The following is an 18,546-nucleotide window of genomic DNA, read 5'->3' as shown; positions in this document are numbered from 1 at the left end:
TCATATTGAATCTATGAGACCTTATTAATTAGAGTTTAGTGTGCTCCGCCACCTTTAGAGCCTGCGCCAAAAGGTGGTTTGGCGAACCAAACAATGACCATGAGCAAAATAAAGATCCCAGCAGATAACCAGAAAATTTCATTTGCAGATAAGATCAGCCCTTGGTCGGTAATTGTTTTCGCTAAATAGGCGGCACTTTGCTGCTCATTCATACCAATTTGGGCTAATTCACTGTACATATGTTGAGAATTTGGATTGTACGGGTTAATAAACTCCGTCAGATTCTCATGGTGCATCGCTTCGCGTTGTGTCCACATTGTGGTTGTAATGGATGTACCAATCGCACCCGCTAATGTCCGTGTGAAGTTAGATAAACTTGATGCTGAGGCCATTTTTTCAGGAGGAAGCCCTGATAAAGTAATGGTCGTCAATGGCATAAAGAAACAGGCAATCGCTAGCCCCTGCACAAATTGTGGCCATGCTGCGGCGGCAAATCCCATATCCGGCTCAAATGTATAAGCACGCCAATAGTAACAAACAGCATAAACAATAAAGCTAAAGGTTACGATATAACGCATATCAATGCGATTACCGAAACGTCCAATAATTGGTGTGATCAACAAGGGCAATAAGCCTACTGGGGCGGAAGCAAGACCCGCCCAGGTTGCTGTATAACCATAAACTTCCTGTAGGAGTTGGGGAAGTAGTACGATTGTTCCGAAGTAGAGCATATATGCAAGACTAAGCGATAAACAACCGATGGTGAAGTTGCGCTCCTTAAATAACGAAAGATCAATGACAGGGTGATCGTCAGTGAGTTCCCAAACAATTAAGAACGATATCGCAACAACAGCAATGACGGTCAGCACAATAATTTCAGTGGAATTAAACCAATCTAGCTCTTTCCCTTGGTCTAGCATGATTTGCAGGGCACCAATACCGATAACTAGCAGTACTAGCCCGATAGTATCAATGGGTTGAATAGAAATTTTGGTTTCACGCCCTTTTAGTGTCTGCATAATGGCAAAGATAATTGCGATACTAAATGGAACGTTGATAAAGAATATCCAACCCCAATGATAATTATCACTGATGTAGCCACCCAATATTGGCCCACAAATTGGCGCGATAACGATGGTCATTGACCAAAGCGCCAAGGCCATATTCCGTTTGGCAGGGGGGTAGTTATTGAGCAATAAACTTTGGGATAGGGGAATTAATGGCCCCGCAACCAGCCCTTGTAACACACGGAATAAAATCAGCATTTCAAGGCTGCCAGAGATACCACATAACCATGAAGTTAGTGCAAATAGGCCTGTCGACCATAAAAATAGCCTAACTTCACCAATCCTGCGGGCTAACCATCCAGTAATAGGAATTGAAATCGCATTTGCCACACCAAAAGAGGTAATTACCCACGTTCCCTGCGAGTTAGAGGCGCCAAGATTACCTGCAATCGTTGGAATGGCAACGTTAGCAATTGTTGAATCAAGTACTTGCATAAATGTGGCCAATGACAGAGCAATGGTCATCCACGCGAGTTTTGATCCTGTTAACGGTGTATTTGTCACAATTACACCTCGGATTATTTGTTGCCTGAGTTATTGTTAATAATCTCAGTAACTATTTTGTCTGCAGGAGACATATCTATGGCAAGTGCAGAGGTGTGATATGCAGGCGCTTCACGCATACCTTTTGATAGCACTTTGCCATCTTTATTAAGCGTGTCTACCGTCACTTCTGTCGATAAGCCAATACGTAATGGATATTGCTCCAATTGGGCCGGGTCTAATACGATACGGACGGGTAAACGTTGAACTACTTTGATCCAATTCCCTGTAGCGTTTTGAGCAGGCAGTAATGAAAATGCGCTACCTGTTCCCATATCTAACCCTGCTACGGTGCCATTGAAGACAATATTTTTACCATAAAAATCAGTCGTTACTTTAACGGGCTGTCCAATGCGCATATCGGCAAGTTGGGTTTCTTTGAAATTGGCATCAATCCACATACCTTCAGAAGGAACGATAGCCATCAACGGTGTTGAAGTCGTAATTTGTGAGCCGACTTGTACGCTACGGCGTGAGACATAACCATCCACAGGGCTGACAATTTTAGTTCTCTGCAATGCTAACCATGTGTTCCTAACTTCTGTTGCGGCAGCTTCGACAGCCGGCTGTTTTTCGAGTGGAGTATCTAGAATGATCGCTTTGTTTGCATTGAGTTGCTCAATAGCCACTTCGAGCGCTGCTTTAGCGCTGACAACGGCTTCGCGAGCGTGTTGCAGTTCTTCTTTCCCGATTAGGTTACTGCTGCCAAGGACTTCACGGCGTTTTAAATCGTTTTGTAGACTAATTAGCTCAGAGCGCTTCATATCAATATTCGCTTGATATTGGCGGCTATTCACTATCTGCTGGTGGGTTTGACGAACGCTGTTTGCTAAAGTGGTTTTGGCTTTTTCTAATGCAAGTTGAGCATCACGAGGGTCAAGCTCTACTAATACTGTACCGCTTTTGACGAAATCGGTGTTATCGACATTCACCGTCATAACACTGCCAGAAATTTGAGATTGAATTTGAACTTGGTTACCTGCAACGTAAGCGTTATCAGTCGTTTCATAATGGCGTAAAACAAGGAACCAGTATATTGCCCAGCCAACGCCAATAGCAATAAAAAGGAATGTGAGAAACATTAAAGCATTTCTGCGTTTTCTTTTTTTATTTGGTTGTGGATTTTGGGTTGGTTGCATTTCCTCATGGGCACTCATTGGGTGTTTCTCCGCTCATCGGCATTTTAGATCACGAATGTTCCCAGCAGTTAACATTAACCACTGGAAACTAAGACAACAATTGAAATATTTGCTTGATGGGATATCGTAAGCACAAGTTAGAAAGGATAACGAAATCTTTCAGACAGAAAAGTCTTTTTTCGCCTTTTTGCTTATAAATGCCTCAAATACATTACCCACAAAAATACAATGGTTAATTATTTACTATAATCTTTAACAGTATCTAGCTTTATTAGCAACTTACGCATCAACTTATTCAGTTGTTGTTGTTCTTCAGCATCTAATACTGACCAGATATCTTTTAAGGCTGCATGCTGAGGAGGCAATAACCCTGCTAAAAATTCAGAGCCTTTTTCAGTTAGGTGAAGATGCAAACAACGACGGTCATTGTGACTTTCTTTACGTTCAATCCAACCATTTTTTTCCAGTTCATCGGCAATACGGGTTGCATTAGTGCGTGAGGATCCCAAAGCAGCGCTTAGCTCAGAAGGTTGAATACTGCGGGAATCTTTTGTATCTAGGATCATTAACGCCATAAACAGTGTTTCATTAATCCCTTGAGCTTTGAGCATATTATTACGAGACTCAAGGAGCTTGCCATGAACATGCATACAAAGGCGTGTTAGGAGGATCTCCTGATAGGGAATGGGATTGCTGTGTGAACTTTGCTGTGCGACGCGAGCATTAAGTAACTCTTCAGTCGGAGTAAATGAACTTTCCATTATTTAGATACCTTATTAGTTTCAGTTGGTAAGATTACAACTGTCATCAACCATCTAAATGGTATATCAAAAGCTAAAATTAGCAATTGTAGTTAATTGATACCATCAAATTTATTTTGATAATGATACATAATTCATAAATTTTATGAATGTAATTTGCTAAATTTAGTATAGCTTAATTATACTCTTCTGCCTTTTAAATTATTTACGTATAATAAAATCATCATTTTGCTTTATTTTTCATCATGATAATAACCGAGTAAAACAAAATAAAATCACGTAATTATACTGCTGCACTCTCCTTACTGTCATGATTTCATGACATTTGTAAACCTTTCCTCTGTTACTTAGTATTGTTAGGTGACAACTAACATATTGATTACAATAACTACAAGAAATAGTAATTTATATAAATTACATTATAACTTTATAGAAAGGTATATTTTTTGTTTAACTGTGTCATTTGATGATTTTTGCCTATGTAATTATTGCAAAATAAAATCATTGGCAAAAATTTGTGATTATAAAGAGAGGAAGCGGAGAATGAGATATTAAGTATAAATTAAGTATTTTTACCGATGCATTATATTTTCTGATAGATTTATGGCAGGGTTTATAAAGAGTGCCTAAAAAAAGACACTCCTTGCGAGTATATTTTATTCATCGGATGGGTATATGGTGGGGTCAAAGCGAATACCTATTGCCCAAATAATCAAACTGATCACACATAATATGCCGCCAGCGATAGCAACGCCTTCCCAACCTGCTTTTTCGTAAGCATAGCCAGATAATAAAGAGCCAAGTGCACCACCAATAAAATAGCTCGTCATATAGCCTGCGGTAATACGATTACGCGCATCAGGTAAAATACGGTATAGAGTACTTTGGTTAGTGACATGGACAGCTTGAATAGCCAGGTCAAGTATTAAGACGCCAATAATAAAAGCAATCAGTGAATCCTTTGCAAATCCAATTGGGATCCATGACAGAAGCAATAAAATTAAGCCGATGGTTGTCACTCGTTTTCCTTTACCTTTATCGACGAGATGACCGGCTTGGGAAGCCATGAATGCTCCGGCAGCACCAACTAAGCCAAAAAGGCCGATAGTTCCTTCTGAAAAACTAAAAGGTGGGCTGGCAAGTAGAAAAGCCATGGCAGTCCAAAGTAATGCGAAATTGGCGAAGGATAGGGCGCCCAATAGCGCACGAACGGCCAACACAGGGGTTCCAAAAAAGAGTCGACCTATTGAAAACAGCAACTGGAAGTAATTTAGGTTTGCTTTTTGATGATAACGAGGCAGTTTAATCGCAAGCACAATAATTAAGATAATAAGTAGGGCAAAAGCGACCCAATAAATGGTTCGCCATCCTCCTACCATAGCGACGGCGCCGGAAATTGTTCTAGCAAGTAAGATCCCTAATAGCAATCCACTCATGATGATACCGACAGATTTTCCCCTTTGATGAGGTTTTGCCAGCGAGGCTGCCATTGGGATGAGCACTTGAGCAACAACTGAAAATAGCCCTGTGAGTGCCGTTCCAACAAGAATTTGCCAGATATTATTTGAGAGCGCGGTGATAAGTAAGCCGATAGCTGACAAGGATGTCATTGTTAATATCAGGCCTTTACGCTCAAAGATATCACCTAGGGGAACTAAAAAAAGTAGACCTACTGCATAGCCTAATTGGGCGACAGTCACAATAAACCCCGCCATATTTGTGGTCAGGTTAAATTGAGTGGCGATAGTGTCTAGAAGGGGTTGCGCGTAGTAGTTACTAGCAACGACGAGGCCTGTTGCGATGGCCATTAATATGACTAAACCCGGAGTGAGTTCTGCTTGTGGTGCCTTATTCATTCAATATCTACTCATCATTCATAAGGCCTCTACTATAAAACAATTTTGAGTTATGAATGGGAACATTTTATCTATTAATAAAATATTTCTATAAGTTGGGAGGCGTGCAAAAAAGCCACCTAAAAAGGTGGCTTAGAAGACTCATCACTGGCAGATATTATTTTTCAGCAGCTTTGCGTGCTTGCTCTACCCAACCATCAAAAGTGGTTTGGTGGGCTTTGATCCACGCATCGGTGTGACGGCGAATATCCGATTGCGAAGCTTCTCCATTATGCATTCTCAAGTTTTGTGCGTTGATATCTGCAATAGGGAGTTTCATGATCTCGAATAACTTAGCTGCCGCAGGGTTCTTTTCGGCCCATTTTTTATTGGCGACGATATGCATTGTGTTTGGTGGGAAGCCGTAATTTTTACCGTTCGGTAATGCGGTGTCGGTTTTGTCACCATTTGGCATTGATGAGAACGGTACTTCTAACCAAACCACATCACGACCTGGTTTGAGCACATCACTGATCCAGTAAGGCGTCCATGTGTAGTACAGGATAGGTTTACCTTCTTTGTAACGAGTGATGGTGTCTGCCATCATAGCGGCGTAGTTGCCTTGATTGTGCTCAACGGTTTTTTCTAAACCATAAGCTTTTAGATGGTTGTTAATCGCCGCTTCACAGCCCCAGCCTGGGTTACAACCCGTTAGGTCTGCTTTACCATTACCATCGGTATCGAATAATTTGGCTATTTTTGGATCTTTTAGCTGATCAATATTGGTGATTTTGTATTTTTCGGCGGTTTTCTTATCGATGAGATAACCTTGTGCCGCATTCACGACATAATCACCTTGGCGGTAAAAGACCTTATCACCCCCTGCCGCGTTATATTGTGCATCATGTAATGGCACCCAGCTTACCGCCAAATAGGTTGCATCCCCATTGGCAATGGAAGCATAAGCCACATTGTAGTCGACCTCTTTAATCGGCTCGACTTCATAACCGAGTTTCTCAAGGGCTTTTGCCACTAACAGCGTTTGGAACGTTTCTTCGCTGATGGTACTTTGTACCGGGGTGATTTTTACCCCTTTGCCGGGAAGATCTTCTGCATGAGCAAATGGAACGGCAAGTAAGGCTGTCAGGGCAGTTGCCAATATCATTGGTTTTTTCATTATTGATACCTCTGTTTGTCGTTTTGGCTTGCCTTGGCAAGCGAAGAGCCGATTGTCGGCTCTATCGTGAATGGAAGAGCAAAAACTTAATGTGATTTTCGGTTAAATGGGCGCGTGATAAGGCCGATGGGGCCTTGTTGATACCAGCGAGTTGAGACTTTACTACGCGAATTTTTGCCAAGTGACTGCGTTAATCGGTCAAGCACAATCGCGAGGATAACAATGCCCACACCACCAACGGACGCGAGTCCCATATCGAGACGACCGATACCACGTAATACCATTTGACCTAAGCCACCGACGGCAATCATGGAGGCGATAACGACCATGGAAAGTGCTAACATCAAGGTTTGGTTAACACCAGCCATAATGGTTGGCATCGCCAAAGGCAGTTGGACTTTAAAGAGTAGCTGACGAGGGCTGGCGCCGAAGGATTCTGCTGCTTCAATCAAGTCTGCGGGAACTTGTTTGATACCTAAAATAGTCAAACGGATAATAGGCGGTAGCGCAAAGATGATGGTGACGACAACACCGGGCACATTACCAATACCAAAAAGCATAACAATCGGTACTAAATACACGAATGCTGGTGTTGTTTGCATCGCATCAAGGATCGGCCTAACAATGCTGGCGGCTTTATCACTACGGGCTAGCCATATGCCGAGTGGTAAGCCAATAATTAAGCAAAAGAGTAACGAGGTTAGCACCAGAGAGAGTGTTACCATCGCTTCTGACCAAGCCCCGATAGCACCAATCACAATCATCGACACAAATGTTGCAATACCCATGACACGGCCTGCCAGTTGCCATGCTATCAACGCAAATAAAATAATCGCAATCGGTGACGGTAGTGAGGTTAAAAGCTGCTCAAAGCCGCTAAGGATAAAATCAATAGGAATTCGGATCCCCTGAAAAACAGGACGGAAATGCAACACGATCCAATCAATAGCCTGAGTGACCCAAGAGTCAAGTGGGATCAGAGTATGTTGAAAAGGATCCATAATATCAAAATGTTCTGTATTTATTCCCTCAGTGGGAGCCGCATCCAGCCAATCGCTTCCGCCGGTATCTGACGGTGTTGAAGTATCTGCTGTACTTCCCCACGGATCACTCTCTGTTGATGTTTGGCTTTCAGAACTTGTTGACCAAGGGTCGCTGCCTGAAGTGGTATCCGTCGCATTATTTTGTTGCGATGTCTCATCTGCTTGGGTTTCTGCCCACGGATCCTGATAGTCAGCTTTACGCTCATTCGTGTTATTGCTCATTAGAAGTCTCCTTATCCAGCGCCTGTAGTAGCATTCCCTTCGATATCACACCAAGATAGCGATTTTTTTCATTAATAACGGGAACGGCGCAGGGAGCTTGTGCAACGGTTGAGATGACCTCATTGAGTGGGGTTTCTCCCTGAATTGGTTCTATGCTAGAAATCACCGCTGATTCAATGCCTTGGTTGTTTTGTAGCGCTTTTTCGAGTGATTCAACAGATACGACACCTGCAAATGTGTGTCCTCGAGAGATGAGATAACCATAGTATCGGTCATCATCATTAAGCACTTTCAATGCGGAACGTGGGCCAAAACCAGGCGCAATATGCAATAGGGCATCGGCTCTTCGTCGCGCAATATCTTTGGCACTAAAGACCTGACTAATATCAACACCACGGAAGAAGGTTTTGACGTAATCATTCGCGGGATTATTGAGTATCTCATCGGGAGTGCCTATTTGCACAACGACACCACCTTGCATGATGGCAATTCGGTCTCCTATGCGCATGGCTTCATCAAGGTCGTGGGAGATAAACACAATGGTGCGTTGTTTATCACCTTGAAGAGAGAGCAACTCATCTTGCATTTCGGTTCGGATCAAGGGATCTAACGCAGAAAAGGCTTCATCCATTAACAAGATATCGGGATCATTTGCCAAGGCTCGTGCAAGACCAATACGCTGCCTCATACCGCCGGATAATTCATCAGGATAAGAGTAAGCCCATTTTTCAAGGTTAACTTGTCGAAGGGCATCCATTGCTTTTTGATGACGCAGCTCTTTTGAGATCCCCGAGAGTTCCATACCAAAAGCGGTGTTATCGAGAACATTCATATGTGGCATGAGCGCAAAGGATTGGAACACCATACTGATTTTTGTGCGTCTGACCTGACGTAGCGCTTTTTCTGAAATATTCGAGATATCTTCACCATCAATCAGCACTTGTCCGCTGGTGGGTTCAATTAGGCGATTGAGAAGCCGTACCAATGTTGATTTCCCAGATCCCGAAAGCCCCATCACAACAAAGATTTCACCCTCATTAATGGCTAAATTTGCATCTTGAACACCAACCGTTTGGCCTGTTTTTTCAAAGATATCATCTTTGCTCATTCCTGATTCTAAAAGTTTGAAGGCTTGATCAGGGTGTTCCCCAAAAATTTTATATAAATTTTTAACTTCTAATTTTATTGGCATACAGTAATTACCCATTTTTCAATTAATAAATTGTTCAAAGCACTTATCGAATGAAACTGGTCTTTTTATCAATTGGCCAAAAACTCGATTATCAGCTTTAGACTATTGGTTGAAAATATTTAGGGTAGATATTCCTATTTCGCTTAAGGTGAATTTAATAATTATGATTTGAATTCAACGGCTCCACTTAAAATTATTAGAAAAATAAACAAGCAATATAACCTAGCATAATAAATTGAGCTGACAACCCTTGGTTAAGGAGTATTAATCAAAAAAATAGCGAGTAAAAATAGAATACAAATTAGGAAAGTGTTGTTTTTATGGGATTCAACATTAAGGTGATTTATTTTCAAAATAAATAGGTTAACGTTTTGTTGTATATACATTTATTTTACTATTGTGCATTTGAAAACTAACCATAACAAATTAAAAAGAATAGAGATTATAACGGTTAGGTCAATTAGCAAATAAAATTGAAAATAATTTCAATATAAGGCCTTATTGATTAGTTATATTAATTAATTTTTAAGCGAAAATATTTATTCTTAAAAATTATTGCCTGATATGCATATTAAAAATGAATTATTTAACAGTAAAAAATGTAAATCTCGAGTTGTCATGATGGTTTTTTATACTAAAAGATATCCCGCTAAATAAAGTTATTATTATTCAGCGGGATATGCTTATTTAGGATGTTTAAAACAATTGGTTAACTAAATTGATTGATTAAAAATCCCAATCATCATCTTCGGTGCTTACTGCTTTGCCAATGACATATGAAGATCCTGAACCCGAAAAGAAGTCATGATTCTCATTTGCATCCGGTGAAAGTGCCGATAATATTGCTGGGCTAACATCAGTAACCACATCGGGAAATAGGGCTTCATAACCTAAATTCATTAATGCCTTATTGGCATTATAATGAAGGAACTTTTTAACATCCTCTGTCCAACCAACAGTGTCATATAATTCTTGTGTATAATTCACTTCATTTTCATATAAATCAAAAAGTAAACTGAAAGTAAAATCTTTAATTTCCTTCTGTGTTTTTTCATCATATTTTAATAAGGATTTCTGAAATTTATAACCAATATAATAGCCGTGAATTGCCTCATCACGAATAATTAAACGAATGAGGTCAGCAGTATTGGTTAACTTGCCTCGACTGGACCAATACATAGGTAAATAGAATCCCGAATAAAATAAAAATGATTCTAAAAAAACACTTGCGACTTTTTTCTTTAATGGATGTGAATCACAGTAATAAGACATAATGATTTTTGCCTTATTTTGTAGCGCAGAATTTTCTTCACTCCAACGATAAGCATCATCAACATCGCTAGTTGAGCAAAGCGTTGAAAATATAGAACTATAAGAGCGAGCGTGTACTGCTTCCATAAAACTGATATTTGATAATACCGCTTCTTCATGTGGTGTAAGGGCATCGGACATGAGGCTCGGTGCGCCAACGGTATTTTGAATTGTGTCGAGCAGCGTTAACCCAGTAAAGACTCGGATAGTTAACTGTTGCTCGGCAGCCGTTAATGTATTCCATGAAGAGATATCGTTTGATAGAGGTATTTTCTCTGGTAACCAAAAGTTGGTGGTTAAGCGGTTCCAGACCTCCAAATCTTTATCATCTTCGATTCGATTCCAGTTGATCGCTTTAACTGGTGCAGATGAAATGTGCGTTGTCATACTGATTTTCCTTTTAAAGCGTACATGAAACACAACCGTCAATTTCTGTGCCTTCTAGGGCGGTTTGGCGAAGCCTAATGTAATACAAGGTTTTTATACCTTTACGCCACGCGTAGATCTGAGCGCGGTTGATATCGCGAGTTGTTGCATCGTCTTTGAAGAACAAGGTTAGAGATAGCCCTTGGTCGACATGTTGTGTGGCAACGGCATAGGTATCGATGATTTTTTCAGGGCCAATTTGATAAGCATCTTGATAATATTCAAGGTTATCATTATTCATAAATGGGGCAGGGTAGTAGACGCGACCTATTTTCCCCTCTTTACGGATCTCTATCCGGGCAACTATCGGGTGAATACTCGATGTTGAGTTATTGATATAAGATATTGAACCAGTAGGCGGAATTGCCTGTAAGTTTTGGTTATAAATACCGTGCTCCATCACTGATTGTTTCAATGATAGCCAATCCGCCTGAGTTGGAATTTCGATGCCCGAACGTCGGAATAATTCCTGAACGGTTTGTGTTTTTGGTAGCCAGCTTTGGTTGATATATTTATCAAAATAACGACCATTGGCATACTCAGAATGCTCGAAACCTTTAAAAGTGGCTTTGCGTTCAATTGCCAATTGATTTGAAGTTTTTAAAGCATGATAAGTGATGGTATAAAAATAGATATTAGTGAAATCAAGCGCTTCTTCTGAACCATAGTGGATACGCTCTCTTGCAAGATAGCCATGTAAGTTCATTTGCCCAAGCCCAATGGCGTGGGATTGATGGTTACCTTGTTCGATAGAAGGCACTGAGCGAATATGGCTCATATCGGAGACCGCCGTTAGCGCTCTGATCGCAATGGCAACGGATTGGGCAAAATCGGGAGCATCCATCATTTTGGCTATATTCATGGAGCCTAAGTTACAACTGATATCTTTCCCGACTTCGCGGTAACTTAAATCGTCTTCATAGAAGCTAGGGCGATTAACTTGCAGAATTTCTGAGCACAAGTTACTCATATTAATGCGTCCCGCTATTGGGTTCGCACGATTCGCCGTATCTTCAAATAAAATATAAGGATAACCAGACTCAAATTGGATTTCGGCGAGGGTTTGGAAGAATTCGCGTGCGTTGATTTTGTATTTTTTTATGGCCTTATTATTGACCATCTCATGATATTTTTCAGTCACGCTGATTTCTGACATGGGAACGCCATATTCACGTTCAATATCATAAGGTGAAAACAGATACATCTCTTTGTTTTCTTTCGCCAATTGGAAAGTAATATCAGGGATCACTACACCAAGTGATAATGTTTTAATGCGAATTTTTTCATCGGCATTTTCCCGCTTAGTATCCAGAAAACGCATGATGTCAGGGTGATGAGCATGCAGATAGACAGCGCCTGCACCTTGTCGCGCCCCTAATTGATTTGCGTAGGAAAAGGCATCCTCTAACATTTTCATGACCGGAACGACGCCAGAGGATTGGTTTTCGATCAGCTTGATCGGCGCGCCTTGTTCCCGCAGGTTGGTCATCAGAAAAGCAACACCACCACCACGTTTTGATAGCTGTAGGGCTGAATTGACGGAACGACCAATTGATTCCATGTTGTCTTCAATACGCAGTAAGAAGCAGGAAACCAGCTCTCCGCGTTGTTTTTTCCCACAGTTAAGGAAAGTAGGGGTGGCCGGTTGAAAGCGTCCACTAATAATTTCGTCGACTAAATAGCTAGCAAGTGCTTGATTACCTTGAGCGAGTGTTAGCGCGACCATGCAAACACGATCTTCATAGCGTTCAAGGTAACGTTTGCCATCAAAGGTTTTTAAGGTGTAGCTGGTGTAGTATTTGAATGCACCTAAAAAAGTTTGAAAACGGAATTTATGTGCATAGGCTTGCTTAAAAAGCTTCTTGATAAAGGCAAAATCATATTGCTCAATGACTTGTGGTTCATAATAATTTTCGTTAACTAAGAAATCGAGCTTCTCTTTTAAGTCATGAAAAAAGACAGTATTTTGATTTACATGTTGGCGAAAATAGTGGTGAGCCGCTTCTTTATCTTTCTCAAACTGGATCTCGCCCGCACTGTTGTACAAATTCAACATGGCATTAAGTGCATGATAATCAACAGTGGTCTTGTTTTTGGTGTTTTCCATTGAATTAGCTCTAATTATGTCTTTGTTGCCAAAAGGCATTTAGTCCATCACGGACACGTTGCACATCGCGCTCCGTGCCTAATAATTCAAATCGATATAAGTAGGGAACTTGGCACTTTGTGGCGATGATATCGCCCGCAATCGCATAAGCTTCGCCAAAATTAGTGTTACCAGCGGCAATAACCCCACGAATTAATCGTCGATTTGATTCAATATTCAAAAAACGGATCACTTCTTTCGGAACTGCACCTCGGCTGCCACCTCCCCCATAGGTCGGAAGGAGCAGGACAAATGGCGTGGTGGCAATGATGCTGCTTTGTTGTTCACCGATAGGCAAACGCGTTGCTGGCAGCCCAACCTTTTCAACAAAACGGTGACAGTTGCCAGAACGGCTCGAAAAATAGATGAGTGATTCCGTTTGCATAATCCGCTCCTAAGCTGAAAGGCGGCTGATCATATCAGGGCGAAAGCCGGACCAATGTTCTTGATCAGCAACGACAACAGGAACTTGCTGGTAACCCAATTTGCGAACAAACTGTAGAGCTTCATCATCTTGAGTGAGGTCGATGACCTGATATGGAATGCTTTTACGTTCTAGGGCTTGGTAAGTGGCATGACATTGAACGCAGTCGGGTTTACTGTAAATCGTAATAATGGCCATATTAAGTACCTTTAGGTGTACTGAATACTATCAGTAGTGTGATGATTGGTATTTAAAGACTATATATAGATCTAATTTTTTTCAACCACACAATATATAGTGGTATGGAAATATTGAATGATAATTATTCTAATTAATGGCTAGGTAGTTATTTATATTGGAAAATTAAATTTTGAGGATTTGAATAGTTCTGTTATCAAGTCTGAGAAAAAATATTATTGCCAAGTAGAAATAATACAGTTTATAACTGTATATACGATCAGATAATCGCACTCTCTTAAGGGGATATTATGTATTGTCAATATTTGGCTGCACCGGAAAAATTTCCTAAACCGTGGGTACAAATCACGGCGGATGACGAGGGGGTAACCAGTATCTATTTTGTTGAGCAAAAGAGTTATCCAGAACAGAAAAATACGCATTCTGAGTTGTGTGTTAAACAACTGACAGAATATTTTAACCATCAACGTAAAGAATTCACGGTAAAGTTAAATCCACAAGGCACTGAATTTCAAAAGAAAGTATGGGGGCACCTTTGTAGTATTCCTTTTGGTGAGCGTTGGAGCTATAAGGATCTGGCTTTAAAACTCGGTTCTGTGAATTATTGCCGCGCGGTGGGGATGGCAAACTCACGTAATCCGATTTCGTTGATTGTTCCTTGCCATCGCGTATTAGGTCATGACGGCAAGCTGGTCGGCTATACCGGAGGGTTAGATATCAAGGATTGGTTATTAGCGCATGAAAAGGAATATGCTAATTAGTTCAGTGAGTTTAATATTATTATTGGGATTAATTACTATTATAAAGAATAATTCATGTTAAATGAGAAATTTATCCCAATAAATAATATTTTTTTATATATTTTGTCAATTTTCGTGATCTAGGTTGTAGACAAGTTACTTGTATATCTGTTGTACTGAACCTGACACTGATGGTGTGTCTATTTTTATTTAAAGGTAATAATTTGATGTCTAAAGTTAAAGGTAACGTTAAGTGGTTCAACGAGTCTAAAGGTTTCGGTTTTATCACTCCAGAAGATGGCAGCAAAGATGTGTTTGTTCACTTTTCTGCTATTGCGAGCGAAGGTTTCAAAACCCTAGCAGAAGGTCAGAAAGTTGAATTTGAAATCACTGAAGGTGCTAAAGGCCCATCTGCTGTAAACGTTGTCTCTCTGTAATTTAAACAAATAGAAACGAACAGCCTCTAAACTCGCCCCAGTTTATCTGGGGCGAGTTTTATTTGCCTCTTAGATTTTGGGGTCACAAATAAAAAAGCCTCGAATTTTCGAGGCTTGATAGACTGGGTGATAAACGTCGTGACTATTTAACTTCTTCGCCTTTGGCTTGTAGGTCTGCATGGTAAGATGAGCGTACGAACGGACCACAAGCCGCGTGGGTAAAGCCCATCGCCATAGCCTCTTCTTTCATTTCATCAAATTCAGCAGGGCTAACATAGCGCTTAACCGGAAGGTGATGGCGGCTTGGTTGGAGGTACTGACCAAGCGTTAGCATGGTAACGCCATGACGGCGCAAATCGCGCATTACTTCAATAATTTCTTCGTTAGTTTCACCTAAGCCAACCATCAAACCTGATTTGGTTGGGATGTCTGGATGCGCTTCTTTGAACCTTTCAAGTAGCTTTAATGACCAATCATAATTTGCGCCGGGACGTACTTGACGATAAAGACGCGGCACATTCTCAAGGTTATGGTTAAATACATCCGGTGGTGTTTCGGTCAAGATCTCTAAAGCACGATCCATTCTGCCTCTAAAATCTGGCACTAATGTTTCGATTTTAATCGAGGGGCTTTTTTCACGAATAGCGCTAATACAATCTGCAAAGTGCTGTGCTCCGCCGTCTCGTAAATCGTCACGATCCACCGAGGTGATCACGACATAGCGAAGCCCCATATCTTTAATGGTTTGAGCAAGTTTAACTGGCTCGTTAGCATCGGGGGCATTTGGGCGGCCATGGGCAACATCACAGAATGGGCAGCGGCGTGTACAGATAGCACCGAGGATCATAAAAGTGGCTGTACCGTGATTAAAACATTCAGATAGGTTAGGGCAAGAGGCCTCTTCACAAACAGAGTGCAGGCCATTTTTGCGCATAGCGGCTTTGATCCCCTGAATACGGGTCGAGTCAGCCGGTAACCTAATTTTCATCCAATCAGGCTTACGTAGAATCTCTTCACGTTCTGTAACAACGTTTTTAACAGGGATCAGCGCCATTTTATCGGCGTCACGATATTTAATTCCGCGTTCTATCTGAATTGGTTTACTCATAATTATACCGGTTCCAGTTATCTTTTTGAGTTATTGGATAAGTTGATACTAGGAATAAAAGTATGGGAGCCGTGACTTATCCATTAAAATTTTTTTTAAAAATGTTAAAAAATTATAGCATCATTATTGAACAATATGAAATCCCAGTGTGTCACAGAACTGTTCAATTAGCACGGGTTGAACATCTGGTAATGTCAGGTTGGGAATGAAATGACACATCTGTGTCATCTTTAATTGCGAATAACCACAAGGGTTGATGCGGTTGAAAGGTTCTAGATCCATATTGATATTGAGCGCTAATCCATGGAAAGAGCAACCTTTTCGAATGCGTAGACCTAGCGAACAAACTTTATCACCATTGATATACACGCCGGGGGCATCAGGGCGTGGATAAGCTTCAATTTGGTAATGTGCAAGTGTCTTCACAACCGTCGTTTCAAGAGCCGTGACTAAATCGCGAACGCCTAACTTGTTACGTTTGAGATCAAGCATGACATACATCACTTGCTGACCAGGGCCATGATAAGTGACTTGGCCGCCCCTATCACTTTGGATCACGGGGATCTCTCCGGGAGCGAGCAGATGTTCAGCCTTACCTGCTTGGCCTTGGGTAAAGACGCGAGGATGTTCGACAAGCCATAGCTCATCGGCGGTCTCTTTGTCGCGGTTTTCAGTGAACTGGTGCATCGCATCAGAAACGCGTTGATAAGGGGCAAGCCCTAATTGACGTACAATAATGGTTCGTGCTGACAATGTTTTAACATCCACATTAGAAATGTGCCAGTAGTATAACGCTGGTAGCGGGTTATCGCCAGTTTTGTCATGTTATGAAAATGTTATATTGAGGGTTGACGCAATCTATTTGTGTTATGCAAAGTAACCTGTAACGCTATCTGGCGGGAAAAAAGGCGGGTATTTGGACCCAGAAACGGTGAAAGTTTTTATATAGGGGGGAGTAACATAAAAGATGTTAGGAAAAAACCGAGTGGGTTTAAGCCACCCGATTTTTGATAAGACACAAAGTGAATTACAGAACCATTCTAACGCGCTCTAATGCACCAAGCTCTTCATATAATTTTTCGATTTGCTCAATATGCGTTGCATTAATGGTAATCGAAACGGAGTGGTAATTGCCTTTGCTACTCGGCTTCACTTCTGGAGAATAGTCGCCCGGAGCATGGCGCTGAACCACTTCAACGACCTGATCAACCAGCTCCGGCTCCGCTAATCCCATCACTTTGTAAGTGAATGAGCAGGGGAACTCAAGTAGTTCGTTTAATTTCGTTTTCATGGGCGCTCCTAATAACAATAATAGTGTTTGAAGGGGGATTCCCCCCTTCAAACTTTCAGATATACACTATATGGGGATGATATATATCTGATTCAAGGGTTAGCCAAACCAGCGATGGAACAGTAACTTAATATAGTCAATTAAACGACTGAAAAAGCCACCTTCTTCCACATCTTTCAGCACGACCAGAGGGCGTTGTTCGATGGTTTTACCATCAAGTTGGAAATTAATAGTTCCAACTGCTTGCCCTTTTTTCAGTGGTGCTTCTAGCTCGGATGTTGAGATATCATAGCTTGCTTTAAGATCTTTTAAACGTCCACGAGGGATAGTTAAGAACAGATCTTCTGTTACCCCAAGTTTAACGTTATTTTCATCACCAAACCAAACAGGCTCGGAGGCAAACTCAACCCCCGCTTGTAGCGGCTTGACGGTTTCATAAAAGCGGAAGCCATACGTGAGCAGTTTTTTACTTTCTGCATCACGGCCTTTCATACTTTTACCGCCCATTACGACGGAAATAAGGCGCATTTGGCCCTCTGTTGCGGAGGCAACTAAATTATACCCCGCAGCATTAGTGTGGCCTGTTTTAATGCCATCAACTGAGAGACTTTTATCCCATAACAAACCATTACGGTTAGTTTGGCGAATATTGTTAAAAGTGAACTCTTTTTCTTTGTAGATAGCATATTCATCGGGAACATCACGTATCAGAGCCTGCCCGAGTAATGCCATGTCACGTGCTGAGCTATATTGGCCTTCAGCATCTAAACCATGAACGGTTTGAAAATGGGTATTTTGTAAGCCCAGTTTGCTGACGTAGCCATTCATCAATTGGATGAAATTCGCTTGGTCACCCGCGACATAGTCCGCCATGGCAACACAAGCATCGTTACCTGATTGTAAGTTAATTCCACGAGTTAATTGAGAAACACTCACGCGGTCGCCGGGTTTCAGAAACATTAATGAGGAACCCTTAAATATTGGGTTACCTGTTGCCCATGCATCTTCGTTGACAGTGACAATATCCTCTGCACCGATTTTGCCTGACTTGATCGCTTGACCAATAACATAGCTGGTCATCATTTTAGTCAAACTCGCAGGGTCACGGCGTTGATCCGCATTCTTTTCAGCAAGCACTTTACCTGAGTTGTAATCAATCAAGATATAGGCTTCTGCATCAATTTCAGGTACTGCTGGAACAGGGCTATTTGGGAATGGCTCGTTAGCATTTGCCTGTGTCATAGTGAAAAGTAGCGATGCACCTAGCAAGGTATGACGAAGGGTGCGTGATGGGGCAAAATTTTTCATGTTTGTATTGTTACATCCGGAATTCGGTTAACACAAGGAGGCGCAGTTTAGCAAAAGTACAAGGATTGATTAATGCTTGCGCCAATGTTTTTACAATATTTTATACAGATCACACTTCAAGTTACTAGTCGGTTATCGAGCAAATAAAAAAGCCCCTTGATATGTTTAGGTTAAGAGG

The 18,546-nt window shown here is 41.3% G+C and carries 17 protein-coding genes; 2 read left to right on the top strand and 15 right to left on the bottom strand.

Annotated elements, in window-relative coordinates; translation table 11 throughout:
- Positions 1-35 precede the first annotated feature (35 nt).
- The 11 genes from emrB to nrdH all read right to left on the bottom strand — a co-directional run bounded on the left by emrB (position 36) and on the right by nrdH (position 13,484).
- Complete coding sequence (emrB, locus tag M1E93_RS14840) at positions 36-1,571, bottom strand: multidrug efflux MFS transporter permease subunit EmrB (protein ID WP_036943452.1); 1,536 nt, start codon at positions 1,569-1,571, stop codon at positions 36-38.
- A 14-nt stretch (positions 1,572-1,585) separates the two neighbouring features.
- Positions 1,586-2,767, bottom strand: a complete 1,182-nt coding sequence (emrA, locus tag M1E93_RS14835) for a multidrug efflux MFS transporter periplasmic adaptor subunit EmrA (RefSeq protein ID WP_004917588.1) — start codon at positions 2,765-2,767, stop codon at positions 1,586-1,588.
- A gap of 218 nt (positions 2,768-2,985) precedes the next feature.
- A complete protein-coding gene (gene mprA, locus M1E93_RS14830) occupies positions 2,986-3,510 on the bottom strand; it encodes a transcriptional repressor MprA (RefSeq protein WP_004917591.1) in 525 nt (174 codons plus the stop codon).
- A 656-nt stretch (positions 3,511-4,166) separates the two neighbouring features.
- The gene (locus M1E93_RS14825) at positions 4,167-5,366 is read right to left on the bottom strand and encodes an MFS transporter (protein WP_004917593.1); all 1,200 of its coding nucleotides are present in this window, start codon (positions 5,364-5,366) and stop codon (positions 4,167-4,169) included.
- A 157-nt stretch (positions 5,367-5,523) separates the two neighbouring features.
- A complete protein-coding gene (gene proX / locus M1E93_RS14820) occupies positions 5,524-6,522 on the bottom strand; it encodes a glycine betaine/L-proline ABC transporter substrate-binding protein ProX (protein WP_004917594.1) in 999 nt (332 codons plus the stop codon).
- Between the two features lie 86 nt (positions 6,523-6,608).
- Positions 6,609-7,787, bottom strand: a complete 1,179-nt coding sequence (gene proW, locus M1E93_RS14815; protein WP_004917597.1) for a glycine betaine/L-proline ABC transporter permease ProW — start codon at positions 7,785-7,787, stop codon at positions 6,609-6,611.
- Positions 7,777-8,979, bottom strand: coding sequence for a glycine betaine/L-proline ABC transporter ATP-binding protein ProV (gene proV / locus M1E93_RS14810; protein WP_061064333.1), 1,203 nt, complete (start codon positions 8,977-8,979; stop codon positions 7,777-7,779). Before proV ends, proW begins: the two co-directional genes overlap by 11 nt.
- Positions 8,980-9,705: 726 nt before the next feature.
- Complete coding sequence (gene nrdF / locus M1E93_RS14805) at positions 9,706-10,677, bottom strand: class 1b ribonucleoside-diphosphate reductase subunit beta (RefSeq protein WP_004917602.1); 972 nt, start codon at positions 10,675-10,677, stop codon at positions 9,706-9,708.
- 13 nt (positions 10,678-10,690) lie between these two features.
- Complete coding sequence (gene nrdE, locus M1E93_RS14800; RefSeq protein ID WP_071599640.1) at positions 10,691-12,823, bottom strand: class 1b ribonucleoside-diphosphate reductase subunit alpha; 2,133 nt, start codon at positions 12,821-12,823, stop codon at positions 10,691-10,693.
- A gap of 10 nt (positions 12,824-12,833) precedes the next feature.
- Complete coding sequence (gene nrdI / locus M1E93_RS14795; RefSeq protein WP_004917606.1) at positions 12,834-13,247, bottom strand: class Ib ribonucleoside-diphosphate reductase assembly flavoprotein NrdI; 414 nt, start codon at positions 13,245-13,247, stop codon at positions 12,834-12,836.
- A 9-nt stretch (positions 13,248-13,256) separates the two neighbouring features.
- The gene (nrdH, locus tag M1E93_RS14790; protein ID WP_014657707.1) at positions 13,257-13,484 is read right to left on the bottom strand and encodes a glutaredoxin-like protein NrdH; all 228 of its coding nucleotides are present in this window, start codon (positions 13,482-13,484) and stop codon (positions 13,257-13,259) included.
- 290 nt (positions 13,485-13,774) lie between these two features.
- Here nrdH and M1E93_RS14785 point away from each other — a divergent pair, with 290 nt between their 5' ends.
- Entirely contained in the window at positions 13,775-14,245 is a 471-nt protein-coding gene (locus M1E93_RS14785) for a methylated-DNA--[protein]-cysteine S-methyltransferase (RefSeq protein WP_004917609.1), read from the top strand.
- Between the two features lie 206 nt (positions 14,246-14,451).
- Positions 14,452-14,661 (top strand): transcription antiterminator/RNA stability regulator CspE, encoded by a 210-nt coding sequence (gene cspE / locus M1E93_RS14780; RefSeq protein ID WP_014657708.1) that lies wholly within the window; start codon positions 14,452-14,454, stop codon positions 14,659-14,661.
- 142 nt (positions 14,662-14,803) lie between these two features.
- On the opposite strand, the gene lipA is transcribed toward cspE, so the two are convergent.
- The 4 genes from lipA to dacA all read right to left on the bottom strand — a co-directional run bounded on the left by lipA (position 14,804) and on the right by dacA (position 18,368).
- Complete coding sequence (lipA, locus tag M1E93_RS14775) at positions 14,804-15,769, bottom strand: lipoyl synthase (protein ID WP_004917612.1); 966 nt, start codon at positions 15,767-15,769, stop codon at positions 14,804-14,806.
- Between the two features lie 123 nt (positions 15,770-15,892).
- Positions 15,893-16,537, bottom strand: a complete 645-nt coding sequence (gene lipB, locus M1E93_RS14770; RefSeq protein ID WP_014657709.1) for a lipoyl(octanoyl) transferase LipB — start codon at positions 16,535-16,537, stop codon at positions 15,893-15,895.
- Positions 16,538-16,796: 259 nt separating this feature from the next.
- Positions 16,797-17,060, bottom strand: a complete 264-nt coding sequence (gene ybeD / locus M1E93_RS14765) for a DUF493 family protein YbeD (protein WP_004917614.1) — start codon at positions 17,058-17,060, stop codon at positions 16,797-16,799.
- Positions 17,061-17,159: 99 nt separating this feature from the next.
- Positions 17,160-18,368, bottom strand: a complete 1,209-nt coding sequence (gene dacA, locus M1E93_RS14760) for a D-alanyl-D-alanine carboxypeptidase DacA (RefSeq protein ID WP_004917615.1) — start codon at positions 18,366-18,368, stop codon at positions 17,160-17,162.
- Positions 18,369-18,546: the final 178 nt, after the last annotated feature.

Source organism: Providencia sp. PROV272 (assembly GCF_049901975.1).
Taxonomy (GTDB): Bacteria; Pseudomonadota; Gammaproteobacteria; order Enterobacterales; family Enterobacteriaceae; genus Providencia; species Providencia stuartii.
This window is presented reverse-complemented; position numbering and strand designations above follow the sequence as displayed.

Excerpts from the sequence above, each read along its gene's own strand:
- cspE (WP_014657708.1), top strand. The coding sequence starts at position 14,452 with ATGTCTAAAGTTAAAGGTAACGTTAAGTGGTTCAACGAGTCTAAAGGT.
- nrdI (WP_004917606.1), bottom strand. The coding sequence starts at position 13,247 with ATGCAAACGGAATCACTCATCTATTTTTCGAGCCGTTCTGGCAACTGT.
- mprA (WP_004917591.1), bottom strand. The coding sequence starts at position 3,510 with ATGGAAAGTTCATTTACTCCGACTGAAGAGTTACTTAATGCTCGCGTC.
- proV (WP_061064333.1), bottom strand. The coding sequence starts at position 8,979 with ATGCCAATAAAATTAGAAGTTAAAAATTTATATAAAATTTTTGGGGAA.
- nrdF (WP_004917602.1), bottom strand. The coding sequence starts at position 10,677 with ATGACAACGCACATTTCATCTGCACCAGTTAAAGCGATCAACTGGAAT.
- M1E93_RS14785 (WP_004917609.1), top strand. The coding sequence starts at position 13,775 with ATGTATTGTCAATATTTGGCTGCACCGGAAAAATTTCCTAAACCGTGG.
- nrdE (WP_071599640.1), bottom strand. The coding sequence starts at position 12,823 with ATGGAAAACACCAAAAACAAGACCACTGTTGATTATCATGCACTTAAT.
- emrA (WP_004917588.1), bottom strand. The coding sequence starts at position 2,767 with ATGAGTGCCCATGAGGAAATGCAACCAACCCAAAATCCACAACCAAAT.
- nrdH (WP_014657707.1), bottom strand. The coding sequence starts at position 13,484 with ATGGCCATTATTACGATTTACAGTAAACCCGACTGCGTTCAATGTCAT.
- ybeD (WP_004917614.1), bottom strand. The coding sequence starts at position 17,060 with ATGAAAACGAAATTAAACGAACTACTTGAGTTCCCCTGCTCATTCACT.
- M1E93_RS14825 (WP_004917593.1), bottom strand. The coding sequence starts at position 5,366 with ATGAATAAGGCACCACAAGCAGAACTCACTCCGGGTTTAGTCATATTA.
- dacA (WP_004917615.1), bottom strand. The coding sequence starts at position 18,368 with ATGAAAAATTTTGCCCCATCACGCACCCTTCGTCATACCTTGCTAGGT.
- lipA (WP_004917612.1), bottom strand. The coding sequence starts at position 15,769 with ATGAGTAAACCAATTCAGATAGAACGCGGAATTAAATATCGTGACGCC.
- proX (WP_004917594.1), bottom strand. The coding sequence starts at position 6,522 with ATGAAAAAACCAATGATATTGGCAACTGCCCTGACAGCCTTACTTGCC.
- proW (WP_004917597.1), bottom strand. The coding sequence starts at position 7,787 with ATGAGCAATAACACGAATGAGCGTAAAGCTGACTATCAGGATCCGTGG.